Raw genomic sequence first — 14,461 nt, 5'->3', positions numbered from 1 at the left:
GGATGTTGCCTTTTGTGACATGTATGTGACGATCATTCCATCACAGCTTGAACAGGGAATTGCGTCCAGTGGCAGAACATACGGTCAAAGCCTTTGACGAGGAAATCACCACGCTGCGTGGGCTGATCGCCGAAATGGGCGGTCTGGCCGAACTGGCGATTGGCGAAGCCGTCGAAGCGCTGACGAAGCGCTCGCAGGAACTGGCCGCGCAGGTGATCGAGCGCGACAAGAAGATCGACCGGCTTGAGGCCGAGGTCGACCGGCTTGCGGTCAAGATCATCGCCCTGCGCGCGCCCATGGCCGACGACCTGCGCGAAGTGCTGGCCGCCCTGAAGATCGCGGGCATTCTCGAACGCATCGGCGATTATGCCAAGAACATCGCCAAACGCGTGTCGCGGATCGAGGGGCGGCTGAATTCCGAACCTCAGACGCTGATCCCCGCGATGGCCGAAATCGCGGGCGAGATGGTGCATGACGTGCTGACCGCCTTTGCCGCGCGCGATCCCGCGCTGGCGGTGGACGTGATCGAGCGCGATGCGCGGGTCGATGCCTTTTATGACAGCATTTTCCGCAACATGGTCTCGTTCATGATGGAGAATCCCTCCACCATCACCTCGGCCGCGCATCTGCTGTTCATCGCGCGCAACATTGAGCGGATTGGCGACCACGCCACCAATATTGCCGAACAGGTCTATTACGCGGCCACCGCCGAATATGTGGTCGACCGGCTGGAACGGCCGGAAAACTGAACGTTAACAGGGGGCACCCATGAAACAACCCCGGCTCTTGCTGGTAGAAGATGACCCGGCGCTGGCGGAACTGCTGGAATTCCGTTTTCAGGCCGAGGGCTATACGGTCCTGTCCACGCCCGATGGCGACGAGGCGCTGTTGCTGGCCGCCGAGGAGGCGCCCGATCTGGTCCTGCTCGACTGGATGATCGAGGGCACCAGCGGGATCGAGGTCTGCCGCCGCCTGCGCCGTGACAAGGCCACCGCCCATGTGCCCATCATCATGCTGACCGCGCGCGGGGCCGAGGACGATATGATCCGCGGCCTTGAAACCGGGGCCGATGATTACATCACCAAGCCCTTCAGCCCCCGCGAACTGATCGCGCGTGTTTCGGCCATCATGCGCCGCATCCGCCCGGCGCTGGCGGGTGAACAGATCACCGTGGGCGACCTGACGCTGGACGCCACCGCGCATAAGGTGACGCGCAAGGGCACGATTCTCGCGCTGGGGCCGACCGAGTTCCGCCTGCTCAAATTCTTCATGGAGCATCCCGGCCGTGTCTTCTCGCGCGGGCAATTGCTCGACGCGGTGTGGGGCACGGACAGCGATATTGAATTGCGGACCGTGGACGTCCACATCCGCCGCCTGCGCAAGGGCATCGAATTGGAAGGCGCGGTGGACCCGGTCCGCACTGTGCGTTCGGCAGGCTACGCTCTCGAAGCGGTCTGAACCCCGCCAAACCCTGAACAAAAAAGGGCGGCTCCAAAAGGGCCGCCCTTTTTTATATCATGCGCCCGGCATCGGCGGCACCGGCAGATCCGGCGCATCGCTGTCGTCCTCATGCACCTCAACCAGACCACGGCCGACATGGCTGCGGCTGCGGCTGTAGAAGTAATAGACGAAGAGCCCGACCACGCCCCAGCCAAGGAACAGGCTGATCGTGGCCTTCGACAGGCTGATGAAGAGATAGATGCAGCCCGCGATCGAGATGGGCGCCACGATGTTGACGCCCGGCGTGCGGAACGGACGATGACGATTGGGATCGGTCCGGCGCAGCACCATCACCGCCACCGACACCGCGCCAAAGGCGAACAGGGTGCCCGAATTCGACACGTCGGCCAGCAGGCCCACCGGGAAGAAAGCGGCAAACAGCGCCACGAACACGCCCGTCAGCACGGTGATGACATGGGGCGTATGGAACTTGGGATGAACCTTGGAGAAGAATTCGGGCAGCAACCCGTCACGGCTCATCACGAAGAAGATGCGGGTCTGGCCGAACATCATCATCAGGATCACCGAGGGCAGCGCCAGAATGGCCGCTGCGCCCACCAGCCAGCCGACGAAGGGATGGCCCACCTGGCGCAGCGTCCAGGCCAGGGCTTCCTTGGAGCACACCACGGCGTTTTCATTGAGCGCCTTGCAGGCGTCCGACAGCGCGGCCGTACCGGGCGAGAGCACTTCGCCATGCGCGCCGAAAACGGGCTGTGCGCCCACGGTGCCGATCACGCCTGCGGCCACCAACATGTAGAAGATGGTGCAGATGGCAAGGCTGCCGATCAGGCCGATCGGCATGTTGCGCTGGGGGTTCTTGGTTTCCTCGGCCGCGGTCGAAACCGCGTCAAAGCCGACATAGGCAAAGAAGATCGAGGCGGCGGCCCCCGAAATACCGGTAAAGCCAAGCGGAGCAAAAGGCTTGAAATTGCCCGATTTGATAACCGGCAGCGTCAGCGCGATAAACATGGAAAGGGCAACGATCTTGATCGCCACCAGCGCGGCATTCACCGTCGCGCTCTCCTTGGTGCCCAGCACCAGCAGCCCGGTGATGATCGCCGCGATCAGCATCGCGGGAAGATTGATGATGCCCCCATCGAATGGTCCCCGCACCAGTTCGAGGGGAACCGTAATATGGAAGGTATTTTGCACAAAGCCGATCATATAGCCCGACCAGCCGACCGACACGGCACCCGCCGCAATGGCATATTCCAGAATGAGCGCCCAGCCCACCATCCATGCCACCAACTCGCCCATCACCGCATAGGAATAGGTGTAGGCAGAGCCCGACACCGGCACCATGCTGGACATTTCGGCATAGCACAGAGCGGCCACGGCGCAGACAAAACCGGCGATAATGAAGCTGAGCATCATGCCCGGCCCCGCCTTTTGCGCGGCCTCGGCCGTCAGAACGAAAATACCCGTCCCGATCACCGCGCCCACGCCCAGCATGGTCAATTGAAAGGCGCCCAGAGAGCGATGAAGTGATTTTTTCTCAGCCGTGGCCAATATGGCATCCAACGGCTTGACGCGACCGAACATGCAGTTCCCCTGAACGCAATAAGCAATGGGCAAGAAAATTAACGGATCGCGCAACATTCGCAAGGGCGGATTATGCGTAGTCCACCGGTGGATTATCCATCTTGCCTTGTCGCGGCGCCAGAGTCACGCATTGATGGCGCGTACCGATGGCGCTTTACCCCATGCCCCGCGCCGGGCTAGAAGCGCCCTTATGTCTACGACCTTTCAGATCGATACGGCCACCAGCCGCGCCAACCCCACCCCCACGCCGATGCGCCGGCTGACCATTCCGGCCATCCGACAGCGCAAGAAGGACGGCGTGACCGCAGAGCCTGTGGTGATGCTGACCGCCTATACCGCGCGTCAGGCGCAATTGCTGGATGCGCATTGCGACCTGCTGCTGGTGGGCGATTCGCTGGGTCAGGTGATCTATGGCCTGCCCTCGTCGCTGCCCGTCACGCTGGACATGATGGTGGCCCATGGCGCCGCAGTGGTGCGCGGCAGTTGGCATTCCGCCGTCATCGTCGATCTGCCCTTCGGCACCTATGAAGCCTCGCCCCAGCAGGCATTTGAAACCGCCGCGCGGGTTTTGCGCGAAACGGGATGCGCGGGGGTAAAGCTGGAAGGCGGCGCGGCGATGGCCGAAACCGTGGCCTTTCTCTCTCAGCGCGGCATTCCGGTGATGGGCCATATCGGCCTGACGCCGCAGGCGGTGAACCAGTTGGGCGGCTATGGCGCACGCGGGCGTAGCGAGGCCGAGGCGGAAAAGATTCTGGGCGATGCGCGCGCTCTGGACAAGGCCGGGGCCTTTGGCATCGTCGTGGAAGGCGTGGTCGAACCTTTGGCCGTGGCTATCACCAAGGCGGTGGCCTGCCCCACCATCGGCATCGGCGGCTCGGCGCAATGCGACGGACAGGTACTGGTCACCGAGGACATGCTGGGCATGTTTGAGCGCGTGCCGCGTTTCGTCAAACGCTATGCCGATGTGGCGGGCCTGATCTCTGAGGCGGCCGCCGACTATGCCGCCGAGGTGCGCAGCCGCAGCTTCCCCGGCATCGAACAGACCTATCAGCCCAAAGCCTGACCCGGCGGAGTATTTTCCAAGTGACGCAATTTTTGAGGCATTTCGGCGGCTCGCTGATTTTTTCCGCCGTCTGTCTGGCGCTGGCCGCCGCCTATGGCTGGCATGATACGGGGTCGATTTCGGCCGTGGGCGGGATGATCTGGATCGTCCTCGTTCTGGCCGTGCTGGAAGTGTCGCTGTCCTTTGACAATGCGGTGGTCAATGCCGCTGTGCTGAAGGATATGGATGCGATCTGGCGCAAACGCTTCCTGACATGGGGCATGCTGTTTGCGGTGTTTGGCACGCGTGTGGCCTTTCCGCTGCTGATCGTGGGCTTTACCGCCGGGCTGGGTCCGGTCGAGGCGGTGCATCTTTCGCTCAATGAACCGGCGCAATATGAGGCGATCATGCGCCATGCCCATATCCCGATTGCGGGCTTTGGCGGGGCGTTTCTGGCGATGGTGGGCCTCGGCTTCTTCATCGACCCGGACAAGGAAACACACTGGCTGCGCTGGGTCGAGGTGCGGCTGAAGCTGGTCGGCTCGATCAAGGCGGGCGAGGTTGCGCTGCTTTTGCTGGCGCTGGTGCTGATCGGGCGCTGGCTGCCGGGGGATGAGGCCTATACCCTGCTGGTCTCGGGCGTGTTCGGCATTGTGACGTTCATCGCGGTTGAGGCGCTGGGCCATTTCCTGGAAAGCCGCGAGGCGGCGCGCGCGCTGGCGGGCACGGCGGTGCGTTCGGGGTTGGGCGGCTTTCTCTATCTCAACGTGCTGGATTCCTCCTTCAGCCTTGATGGCGTGATCGGCGCTTTTGCCCTGTCAAACAATATGGTGATCATCGCTCTGGGCCTGTCGATCGGCGCGATCTTTGTGCGTTCATTGACCGTGCTGCTGGTCGAGCAGGGCACGCTGTCGGAATATGCCTTCCTTGAGCATGGCGCCTTCTGGGCGATCATTGCGCTGGCGGCGATCATGCTGGGTTCGGCACTGATGGAAATCCCCGAAACGGTGACGGGTCTGATCGGCGCGGTACTGATCGGGGCGGCGCTGTGGGCCTCTGTCCGGGAAAATCGACGCGAGGCGGCGTAAGGCGGCACGGGGTGCCAGTGTGGTTCGTTTGCCACAATGAACAGCTATTCATAAAAATGCCATATACGCCCCATTGAAGCCCCGGCCTTTCTGTGCAAATCGGGCGTTGGAAGAAAAAAAGGGAGGGGAAGGGCGGCTTTCGAGCCGCCCTTTTTCATTTCAGCACGATGGGCGCTTCTTCAAGAATTGTACTTATTGGTACATCGGACTTGATAGCGCTATCAGTGCTGCAAGTCATATTGCTTGAGCAAATCGTAAAGCGTCGGGCGGCTGATCCCCAGCAGCTTGGCGGTTGAGGAAATATTGCCCTCGCTGCGCGCCAGTGCCTGACGGATCACCCGCCGGTCGGTAATCTCCCGCGCAGATTTCAGGTTGAGCGGCAGGTCCTCCTCGCCCCCCGGCGCGTCCAGATCGAGATCGCCCGCATGGACCAGCTTGCCATCGGCCATGATGACGGCGCGCTTCACCCGGTTTTCCAACTCGCGCACATTGCCCGGCCATCCCCACGCATCCATCGCGGCCAGAGCATCAGGGGCAAAGCCCTTGACCGCCGGGTTCATCTCCTTGGCAAAACGCGCCAGAAACGCCCGCGCCAGCAGCGCCGCATCGCCCGGCCGCTCGGCCAGCGAGGGGATTTTGACCACGATTTCGGCCAGCCGATACCACAGATCCTCGCGGAAACGGCCATCGGCGATCATCGCCTCAAGGTTTTGATGCGTGGCGCAGACGATGCGCGTATCGACCGCAATCGAACGCCGCCCGCCGATCCGCTCGATCACCCGCTCCTGCAGGAAACGCAGCAATTTGACCTGCAGCGCGAAGGGAATATCGCCCACCTCGTCAAGGAACAGCGTGCCGCCATGGGCCTGCTCGATCTTGCCCTCGGTGGTTTTGACCGCGCCGGTAAACGCGCCCTTTTCATGGCCGAAGAGTTCCGATTCCAGCAGGTTTTCCGGGATCGCCGCGCAATTGATCGCGACAAAAGCCCCTGCCCGCCCGCTGGCCTCATGCAATCCGCGCGCCAGCAATTCCTTGCCCGTGCCGCTGGCGCCCAGCAGCATGACCGAAACATTGGTGCCCGCCACCCGCTCTATCGTGCGCGCGACGCGCAGCATTTCGGGCGCGGCGGTGATCATCGTGCCCAACACGCGATTGTCCTTGCCCGCCCGCACGGCCAAGGCGCGGTTCTCCGCCTCCAGCCGGTACAGCCGATAGGCGCGGGCCGCAATCAGCGCCATTTCATCGAAATCCATCGGCTTCTGATAGAAATCATAGGCCCCGCGCTCGATGGCCTGCAAGGCGCTTTCACGCGCGCCATGCCCGCTGGCCACGATCACCTTGGTGTCGGGCTTCAAGCCCATGATCTCGTCCAGCAAGGCAAAGCCCTCGCTGGTGCCGTCCGGATCGGGCGGCAGGCCAAGGTCGAGCGTGACGACCGCCGGCTCCTCGCTGCGCAGCGCGGCCATGGCGCTGGCGCGATCCCCGGCCACGATCACCTCGAAATCCTCATAGGCCCATTTGAGCTGAGCCTGGAGCCCCGGATCATCCTCGATCACGAGCAGTTTGGGCCGCGTCTCACTCATTTCAGGCAACCTTTTGATCATTATCCATGGTCTTCAGAATTTCCGCCGCGCTGGCCAAAGGCAGGCGGACGATAAAGCGGGTGCCGATCCCCTCGCGGCTTTCCACATCCAGCCGCCCGTGCATCGCGCGCACCAGTTCGCGCGCCTCATAGGCGCCAATGCCAAAGCCGCCCGGTTTGGAGGAATCGAAAGGCTTGAACAGGCGGTTGCGGACAAATTCAGGGGCCATGCCGTGCCCTGAATCGACAATCTCGATCCGCCCATACAGGCCATCGCCCGCAATCGAGACAAAGACCGGCATGTCGGGCGCGCTGGCGTCCACCGCATTCTGGATCAGATGGGTCAGCACCTGCTCGATACTGTGGCTCTGGCCCGCAATGGTGCAGGCGTCACGCTCGATCACCTGAACATTGTGGCGCACGCGGAAGGTTTCGGCCAATTGCCGCGCCAGAGCGCCCACCTCGACCGGCTCGGCCTTGTCCCCCGCGCTGGTGCCATAGCGGGAAAGGCGGGCGACCAGATGGTTGAGCTTGTCGGCCGAATTGCGCAAAGTCACCAGCATGTCGGCTCGGAAATCGGGGTTTTCGGCATGACGTTCAGCATTGCGGGCCAAGAGGGAAAGCTGGCTCGACAGGTTCTTGATGTCATGCATGACAAAGGCGATACGGCGGTGGAATTCATCAAAGCGCGCCGCCTCGGCCAGCGCCTGCTGCCCCTGATGCTCGGCCAGATAGGTGCCGATCTGCTGGGCCACCACGCGCAGCAGGTCAAAGTCTTCCCAGTCCAGCTTGCGGTCCTGGGGCGGGCGGGCAAGGATCACCGACCCCACCAGCCGCCCGTTGTGCTGCAGGGGCACCACGGCCCATGCGCGGCTTTCCTCGCGCAGCCATTCGGGGATGGCAATATCGGCATCCCCATTGGCGCGCACCGTGTCCAGATCGACGATATGGTCGCTGGCGGCCAGAAAATGCGCGGCGGCCAGACCCAATGCCTGCGCGGGAACATCGACGGTCGGCCATTGCCAGCGCGCGGCCAGCACCATCTCGCCGGTGTCATCAGGCGTCAGCAACAGGCCCGCCGGGCTGTCGGTAATATCGGCCATCGCCTGCACGGCGCGCTGGTGCAGCGGGGCGGCGTCGCGCCCCTGCCCGCCGATGGTGCGCGCAAAGCGCAGCCATTCCTCGCGATATTCATAGCGGTGCTTGAAGAAATGCTTGGTGAACATCACCCGCATCCACCCGCGCATCCGCCGCGAGGGCAGCAACAGCGCGGCGGCCGAAATCGCCGCGATCAGGAAACTGAACTGCCACCAGCGGCCAAGCTCGCCCCCCGCACTGGCCAGCCAGCGCGCAATCGCGATCATACCCACGAAATAGAGGCCGATCACGATCAGCGAGATCGACTGGAACGTCACCGTGCGCGAAGGCTTCAACCGCAGGGTCTCGCGCCCCTTGGCCGCGCCCAGCGCCAGAATGCCCGCAAAGCCCACGTCCAGCAGCCCATGCAGCGAGGCCAGCTCGACAGGCCAATGTTTGGCCAGATAGGCCACCGTATAGAGGTTGAGTTCAAACACCCACACCGCCGCCAGCGCCAGCGCAGGCCAGCGCAGCATATGTCGCCCGGTGCTGGACGCGCTGGCATAGAGATTGTGCACCAGCACCAGCGAGCCCACCACGCCCAGCATCGCCAGCATGATGTTCAACTGATAAAGCTCGACCTCGTTAAGCAGCGCCGGATTGATGCGATGCTCGATGAACTGCACCGTGGGCACCAGAATGTCGACAAGGCACAAGGCGGCCACCACCGGCCCCACCTCGGTCAGGCTGGTATGGCGCCCGTCGCTGGCAAACATCGCATAGATGGCCCACAGATAGGACAGGTTGCGCAGGCCCAGCAGCCCTTGGGCCACAAGGCTGAGTTCGCCCTCGACCACCACGGCAAGGCACCACAGCGCCGTCATGGCCAGCGCGGCGACAATCGCCTTGCCCGCCCCGCTGTAGCGCTCGCGCTGGCCCCAGATGCTGACGGCCACGGTGATTGCGGCGCACGCGCCCGCCACATGCGCGGTGCTGGCCACCCAGTCCCACAGGCCGGGACCAGCCGACATCCTAGCGCGCCCCCTCGTGCCAGAGCACCACACGCAGCGTTTGCAGGATGATCAGGATGTCAAGGAAAGGCGTGTAATTCTTTACGTAATACAGGTCATATTCCAGCTTGTTGCGCGAATCCTCAAGGCTGGCGCCATAGGGATAATTGACCTGCGCCCAGCCGGTGATGCCGGGCTTCACCATATGGCGCTCGGCATAATAGGAGAGCTTGTCCTCAAGGTCGGAGACGAATTCGGGCCGTTCCGGGCGCGGGCCGACAAAGCTCATCTCGCCTTTCAGCACGCTCCATGTCTGGGGCAGTTCGTCGATACGCACCTTGCGGATGAAATTGCCGATGCGGGTGACGCGCGGATCGTTCTTGGCGGCAAATTGCGCGCCGTTGGCCTCGGCATCCAGCCGCATCGAGCGCAGCTTGATAACGTCAAAGCTCTGGCCATAAAGGCCCACGCGGCGTTGGCGGAAGAAGGCGGGGCCCTTGCTGTCCAGCTTCACAAGAATGGCGAACAGCACGATCACCGGCGCCGTCATGGCCAGCAGGAGCAGGCTGACGATCACATCGAAAATCCGCTTGGCGGCGCTGGAAAAGGCCCGGCCCGAGGAAAAACCGTCCGAGAAGATGAACCAGCTGGGGTTGACCGTATCGAGATCGACGCGGCCCGTCTCGCGTTCCATAAAGCTGGAGAAGTCATTGACGTGAACGCCTGCCGTCTTGATGCGCAGCAGGTCTTTCAGAGGCAGCGCGTTGCGGCGCTCTTCCAGCGCCAGAACCACCTCGGACACGCCAAGGTTTTCGACATGGCGCTTCAGATTGTGTATCGCCGTGCGCGGGATCGCTTCCTCGACAATCGGGGCCGCCTCGCTCATGCCGACATAGCCGACGATGACAAAGCCGCTCTCGGCCCGCTCGCCAAGCTCGCGCAGGCGCTGCGCCCGGTGGCCCGCGCCCAGCACCAGCACCCGGCGCCGAAACGCCGCCGTCCCTAGAATGCCGCCCACGATCAGCCGATTCATCACCAGCAGCGCAATCGCCCCCAGCATCGCGTAGAACAGGGTGGAACGCCAAAAAATCTGGCTGGTAAACAGCGAGTTGAACAGGGCCAGCGCGATCACGCCCAGCGACACCGCCACCAGCAGCCGCGCCGAGGCGAAACGCACAGAGCGCAAGGCATCGGCGCCGTAAACCCCCACCGCGATCATCGCCATCTGCATCACCAGCGCAAAGGCAATCAGCGGTTGCAGGCGCGTTTCAAAACTTTCCGAGGGCATGCCCAACTGGTCCGCCCGCAAGCGCCAGGCAAAGTCGCCCGAAATCATCAGCAGGACCAGATCGATCAATCCAAGCAGGATCACCGAATGGGGGATGTAATGTTTGAAAAGACGAATCATCGGCCTGCTCAAGTTTGGCGCCGGCCATCAGGCAGGCTTTGAGCAAGACTTAGGGATGAGACGTAAAATGTCGGTAAATTTGACAAAGCACCGGGCCGATCGACCCGGCATTTCGCCGGTATCAAACTAGAACTCGCTCCAGTCTTCGCCCGATGGCGCGGGGGCCAGCGCCAGATTGCCCGCAATCGACATGACATTGCGCTGGGGCACGCTGCTCAGCCGGCGGGCGGCGGCCTTCTCCTTGGACTGGGCGCGCGCGTCTCTGTCGCGGGTGCGGAATGTGCGCACCATGGCCGAAAGCTGCTCGGCCTCATGCGCCAGATCGCGGGTGGCCGCGGTGGTCTGTTCGACCATGGCGGCGTTCTTCTGGGTCACGCGGTCCAGTTCGCTGACGGCATTGTTGACCTGATGGATGTTCTGCGCCTGCAATTCTGCGCTGGTGGCAATGTCGGTGATGACCTCGTTGATCTCGCCCACGCGGCCCATGATGTGGCGCAGCAGATCCCCCGTCTCGCGCACAAGAGCGACGCCCCCCGAAACCTGATCGGCCGAATCATGGATCAATCCGCCAATGTTGCGCGCCGCATCCGCGCTGCGCTGGGCCAGCGCGCGCACCTCATTGGCGACCACGGCAAAGCCCTTGCCCGCCTCGCCCGCGCGCGCGGCCTCAACACCGGCGTTGAGCGCCAGTAGGTTGGTCTGAAACGCAATCCCGTCGATCACGCCCACGATCTTGCCGATTTCCGTGGCCGAACTTTCCAGCGCCGCCATCGCGTCGATCGCCCGCGTCACCACGCCCGCGCCCTCGTCGGCCTGCGTGCAGGTCTCGGCAATCGCGCGCTGCACCTCGGTGGCGCGGGTGGCGGTTTCCTGCACCCCGTCGGTCACCTGGCTCATCGCGGCGGCGGTTTCTTCCAGCGTCGCGGCCTGCTGGGTGTTGCGCTGGGCCATATCGTCGCTGGCGCTGCGGATGTCCTGAATGGATTCCATCACGCTGGCCGCGCCCACCCGCACCGACCCGATCGCCTTGGCCAGCGAGATCAGCGCCTGATTGAAATTGACGCGCAACTGTTCGTAATCGGCGGGAAAGGCCGTCTCGATGCGAAATTCCAGATCCTGCGCGGCCAGCCGGTCCAGGCCCTCGCTCAACGCGCGCACCACCTTGTGCTGCTGCTCATCGGCCACCTGCTTGGCCACGGCGGTTTCGCGGAACACGGCGGCGGCCGCATACATCTGGGCCACCTCGTCGCCATTGTCCTCGCCCTCCAGCGCGACATCGTAATTGCCCGAAGCCATGGCGTTCAGGCATTGCGCCAGATGCGACACCGGCTCCACCACCGCGCGCGAGACGAACAGCCCCGCCCACAGCAAGGTGCCCGCGCCCACCACGATGGTGATCAGCGTGGTGATCACAGCGGCCATGATCAGCGCGTCCACGCCCCCCGCCGTGCCCGCTGCTGCGCTGAGCGCCTGATTGGCGGCATAGAGCCGGTAATGCAGAAAGGTCGCCGCCGACACCTGCACCACGCTGACCGCGGCCAGCGCGCCAAGGCAGAACACCAGTTTCTGTCGGATGCCTGGGGTTGAACTGTTCCCGAAAAGCACGCGCGCGACCTCTCATCCTGTTTTGATCCAATTCCGGCTCTTAACGCGCCTGCCGCCAAATCAGACCTTATGCGGTATCCGGCAAATCTACTTATGCCCCTGCGCGCTTGTGCATCTGCGCTCTTGCATCCGCGAAAGGATTGGCCAAAGGAAGGCGCGTGTTAGCCAGACTTCCCCGCCCCGCCGCGATCCTGTTCGCTTTGCTGATGCTTGCCGTGACGGCATGGTGCTTTTCGGTCACGCCCCCGCCGATCAAGACGGCGAAGAAGGGCGGCTATACCGACGGACGCCTCTATCACGATATCGCCGCGCAGGTGGCACAGGGGAAACCCTATCATCAGGCGGCGGCCGAATTGCACCGGGCGCATCGCTATCCGCTCAAACCCTTTTTCACCATGCGCCCGCCCACGGAAATGGAAATCTCCGCCGTCATCGGCTGGAAGGGTTTTCAGAAATTGTGCATCGTGATGCTGGTGGCCGGGATCTTTACATGGGCCATCGCGCATGAGGGGCGGCTGACGGGGGCGGAACGGTTTCTGGCCGGGGCGGCGGTCGCCGTGGGGGGCACGGCGGTGTCCTCGGACTGGCTGATGGCGTTGCAGGAATATCCGGCGGGATTGTGCATTGCGGTGGCCTTTGCCGGTGTGATTGGCTGGCCTCGGCAATGGTGGTATGTGGTGCCGGTGCTGGGCGCGGGTCTGTTCATCCGCGAACTTGCGCTGCCTTTTGCGCTGCTGGCCGCTGTCTATGCAGGCTGGAACCGGCGCTGGGTCGAGGTGGGCGCGTGGGCGGCGCTGATCGCGGCATGGGGCGTGTTCATGGCCCTTCATGCGCAACTGGCGATGGCGCAATGGCGCCCCGGCGATATCCAGTCGCAGGGCTGGCACGCGATGCAGGGTTTTTCGGGCTTTCTGAAGGCGGTGATCTATACCACGCCGCTGCAACGCCTGCCTTTGCACTGGGCACTGTTTGGCGCGGCGCTGCCGCTGGCGGGCTGGCTGGCGCTGGGCGGGCGTGAGGGGATCTTCGCCAATCTGCTCGTCTGGGGCTATGCGGTGATGATCGCGATGTTCTCGCGGCCCGACACGTTCTATTGGGGCGCGATCATGAACCCGTGGTATCTGGTCGGCTATGCCCTGCTGCCGCGCGCCATGGTTCAGCTTTACTGGGCGATCCGGGGGCAAAGGCGGGCCGAGGTCGCGCCCCTGCCCGCCGGGGCATGATTATCCTGCCGGACTGATCGTGCCGGTATAGGAACCCAGAATTTTCAGCACCGCCGCCCACGCATCGACATTCTGCTGCAACTGCGCCGGGTCGATCTTGTCCAGCGTATCGTCGGGCGTGTGGTGCCAGTCGAAATAGCGGGTCATGTCCTGATTGAGGTCAATCACCGCCGTCTTCTGCTTTTCAGCAATATAGCCCACATCCTCGCCGCCCTCGGGCGTGCCCTCGCCGGTATAGATGCCCATTTTCGCCAGTTCGGCCCCGATCCGCTCGGCCAGCGGCTTATCCTGCGGGGCCATGCGGAACAGGAAGCGGAACACGCGGTCGGCCCCGGTGTCCGATTCCATCACCAGCGCATGGGGCTCATTGGCATGGGCCTTGGCATAGGCCTGACCGCCAAAGCCGCCCATTTCCTCGGTCCCGGCCCACAGGACGCGGATCGTGCGCGCCAATTGGCCAGACCGGGCAGCCTCCAGCGCGGCGGCGGTGATGATGCCGCAGCCCGAGGCGTCGTCAATCGCCCCCTGCCCCAGATCCCAACTGTCGAGATGGCAGGCAACGAGGATCGGCGCCAGTTTGGGGTCGCGCCCCGGTAATTCGGCGATCACATTGCCCGACATCACCTGCCCCGTAAAACGCGGGGTCAAGGTGACGCTGGCGGTCAAAGGCCGCCCCTTGGCCGCCAGCCGCGCGATCAGATCGGCATCGGGGTTGGACACCGCGCCCGAGGGCAACGGCTCGCCCTGCGGCGGGATGCGGGTCACACCGGTATGCGGGCTGCGCGTATGATCGGTACCGATGGAGCGGATCAGCAGCGCCGAAGCGCCCTTGGCCGCCGCGATGGTCGGCCCCTGCCGCCGCGCCTCGCCAAAGGGGCCATAGCCGCCGCCGTCCTGCGCCGCTTTCATCGCATGATCAACAAAGGCGATCTTGCCCCGCAAAGACCCTTCCGGCGCCAGTTTGAGCGCATCGAGCGTGGGGAAATAGACCAGTTCGCCATTCACGCCCTGCGGCGGAGTTGCCCCCGAATAGCCCAGCGCCGTCACCGCCAGTTTCTGCGACACGGGCGCGGTGATCGCGGCCTTTTCCTCGCCGCGCACCCATCCGGCAATCGGAAAGGGTTCGGAGCGCACATTGGCAAAGCCCAGCGATTTCAGCCGAGCCACCGCCCAGTCGCGCGCGGCAGCCTCGCGGTCAGTGCCGCCAAGGCGCTGCCCCACATCGGTGGTCAGGTCGGTTATGATGGAAAGGGCATCGGATAAATGGGCATCGCCCCCCGCCGCGCAGGCAGGAGAAGCCATCAATCCGGCTGATAAGGCCAACAGGCTGTAGAATTTTCGCATGGTGCCAGGCTATCGCCCAAGCGCCCGCTTGGCAACCGCG

At 63.6% G+C, this 14,461-nt stretch carries 11 protein-coding genes; 5 read left to right on the top strand and 6 right to left on the bottom strand.

Annotation, left to right across the window (positions count from 1 at the left end; translation table 11 throughout):
• Positions 1-68: 68 nt before the first annotated feature.
• Together phoU and phoB are read left to right on the top strand one after the other, a co-directional pair.
• Complete coding sequence (phoU, locus tag BGP00_RS13480; protein WP_168605258.1) at positions 69-749, top strand: phosphate signaling complex protein PhoU; 681 nt, start codon at positions 69-71, stop codon at positions 747-749.
• 19 nt (positions 750-768) lie between these two features.
• The gene (phoB, locus tag BGP00_RS13475; protein WP_168605257.1) at positions 769-1,458 is read left to right on the top strand and encodes a phosphate regulon transcriptional regulator PhoB; all 690 of its coding nucleotides are present in this window, start codon (positions 769-771) and stop codon (positions 1,456-1,458) included.
• Positions 1,459-1,515: 57 nt separating this feature from the next.
• Here phoB and BGP00_RS13470 read toward each other — a convergent pair whose 3' ends face one another.
• Positions 1,516-3,042 carry an amino acid permease gene (locus tag BGP00_RS13470; RefSeq protein ID WP_168605256.1) on the bottom strand — a complete coding sequence of 509 codons (1,527 nt, stop codon included), beginning with the start codon at positions 3,040-3,042 and terminating at the stop codon, positions 1,516-1,518.
• Positions 3,043-3,232: 190 nt separating this feature from the next.
• Here BGP00_RS13470 and panB point away from each other — a divergent pair, with 190 nt between their 5' ends.
• Both panB and BGP00_RS13460 read left to right on the top strand, forming a co-directional pair.
• Positions 3,233-4,105, top strand: coding sequence for a 3-methyl-2-oxobutanoate hydroxymethyltransferase (gene panB, locus BGP00_RS13465; protein ID WP_292689671.1), 873 nt, complete (start codon positions 3,233-3,235; stop codon positions 4,103-4,105).
• 20 nt (positions 4,106-4,125) lie between these two features.
• On the top strand, positions 4,126-5,172 hold the full coding sequence (locus BGP00_RS13460; protein ID WP_292689670.1) for a DUF475 domain-containing protein: 1,047 nt from the start codon (positions 4,126-4,128) through the stop codon (positions 5,170-5,172).
• A 221-nt stretch (positions 5,173-5,393) separates the two neighbouring features.
• Here the strand turns inward: BGP00_RS13460 and prsR are convergent, their stop codons facing one another.
• The 4 genes from prsR to BGP00_RS13440 form a co-directional block, all read right to left on the bottom strand.
• On the bottom strand, positions 5,394-6,755 hold the full coding sequence (prsR, locus tag BGP00_RS13455; RefSeq protein ID WP_292689669.1) for a PEP-CTERM-box response regulator transcription factor: 1,362 nt from the start codon (positions 6,753-6,755) through the stop codon (positions 5,394-5,396).
• Position 6,756: 1 nt separating this feature from the next.
• Complete coding sequence (prsK, locus tag BGP00_RS13450; protein ID WP_292689668.1) at positions 6,757-8,862, bottom strand: XrtA/PEP-CTERM system histidine kinase PrsK; 2,106 nt, start codon at positions 8,860-8,862, stop codon at positions 6,757-6,759.
• A 1-nt stretch (position 8,863) separates the two neighbouring features.
• Positions 8,864-10,249, bottom strand: coding sequence for a TIGR03013 family XrtA/PEP-CTERM system glycosyltransferase (locus tag BGP00_RS13445; RefSeq protein WP_273619098.1), 1,386 nt, complete (start codon positions 10,247-10,249; stop codon positions 8,864-8,866).
• 126 nt (positions 10,250-10,375) lie between these two features.
• A complete protein-coding gene (locus BGP00_RS13440) occupies positions 10,376-11,854 on the bottom strand; it encodes a methyl-accepting chemotaxis protein (protein ID WP_292689667.1) in 1,479 nt (492 codons plus the stop codon).
• Between the two features lie 158 nt (positions 11,855-12,012).
• Between BGP00_RS13440 and BGP00_RS13435 the strand changes: the two genes are divergently transcribed.
• Positions 12,013-13,077: a hypothetical protein gene (locus BGP00_RS13435; RefSeq protein ID WP_292689666.1), complete on the top strand. Its 1,065-nt coding sequence runs from the start codon at positions 12,013-12,015 to the stop codon at positions 13,075-13,077.
• Here BGP00_RS13435 and BGP00_RS13430 read toward each other — a convergent pair whose 3' ends face one another.
• Positions 13,078-14,379 carry a M28 family peptidase gene (locus BGP00_RS13430; RefSeq protein ID WP_292689665.1) on the bottom strand — a complete coding sequence of 434 codons (1,302 nt, stop codon included), beginning with the start codon at positions 14,377-14,379 and terminating at the stop codon, positions 13,078-13,080.
• Positions 14,380-14,461 lie beyond the last annotated feature (82 nt).

This window comes from Novosphingobium sp. 63-713, assembly GCF_001898925.1.
Taxonomy (GTDB): Bacteria; Pseudomonadota; Alphaproteobacteria; order Sphingomonadales; family Sphingomonadaceae; genus Novosphingobium.
Note: the sequence above shows the minus strand (reverse complement) of the source record. Positions and strands in the feature narration are given on the sequence as shown.

Excerpts from the sequence above, each read along its gene's own strand:
- phoB (WP_168605257.1), top strand. The coding sequence starts at position 769 with ATGAAACAACCCCGGCTCTTGCTGGTAGAAGATGACCCGGCGCTGGCG.
- BGP00_RS13470 (WP_168605256.1), bottom strand. The coding sequence starts at position 3,042 with ATGTTCGGTCGCGTCAAGCCGTTGGATGCCATATTGGCCACGGCTGAG.
- panB (WP_292689671.1), top strand. The coding sequence starts at position 3,233 with ATGTCTACGACCTTTCAGATCGATACGGCCACCAGCCGCGCCAACCCC.
- prsR (WP_292689669.1), bottom strand. The coding sequence starts at position 6,755 with ATGAGTGAGACGCGGCCCAAACTGCTCGTGATCGAGGATGATCCGGGG.
- prsK (WP_292689668.1), bottom strand. The coding sequence starts at position 8,862 with ATGTCGGCTGGTCCCGGCCTGTGGGACTGGGTGGCCAGCACCGCGCAT.
- BGP00_RS13445 (WP_273619098.1), bottom strand. The coding sequence starts at position 10,249 with ATGATTCGTCTTTTCAAACATTACATCCCCCATTCGGTGATCCTGCTT.
- BGP00_RS13430 (WP_292689665.1), bottom strand. The coding sequence starts at position 14,379 with ATGGCTTCTCCTGCCTGCGCGGCGGGGGGCGATGCCCATTTATCCGAT.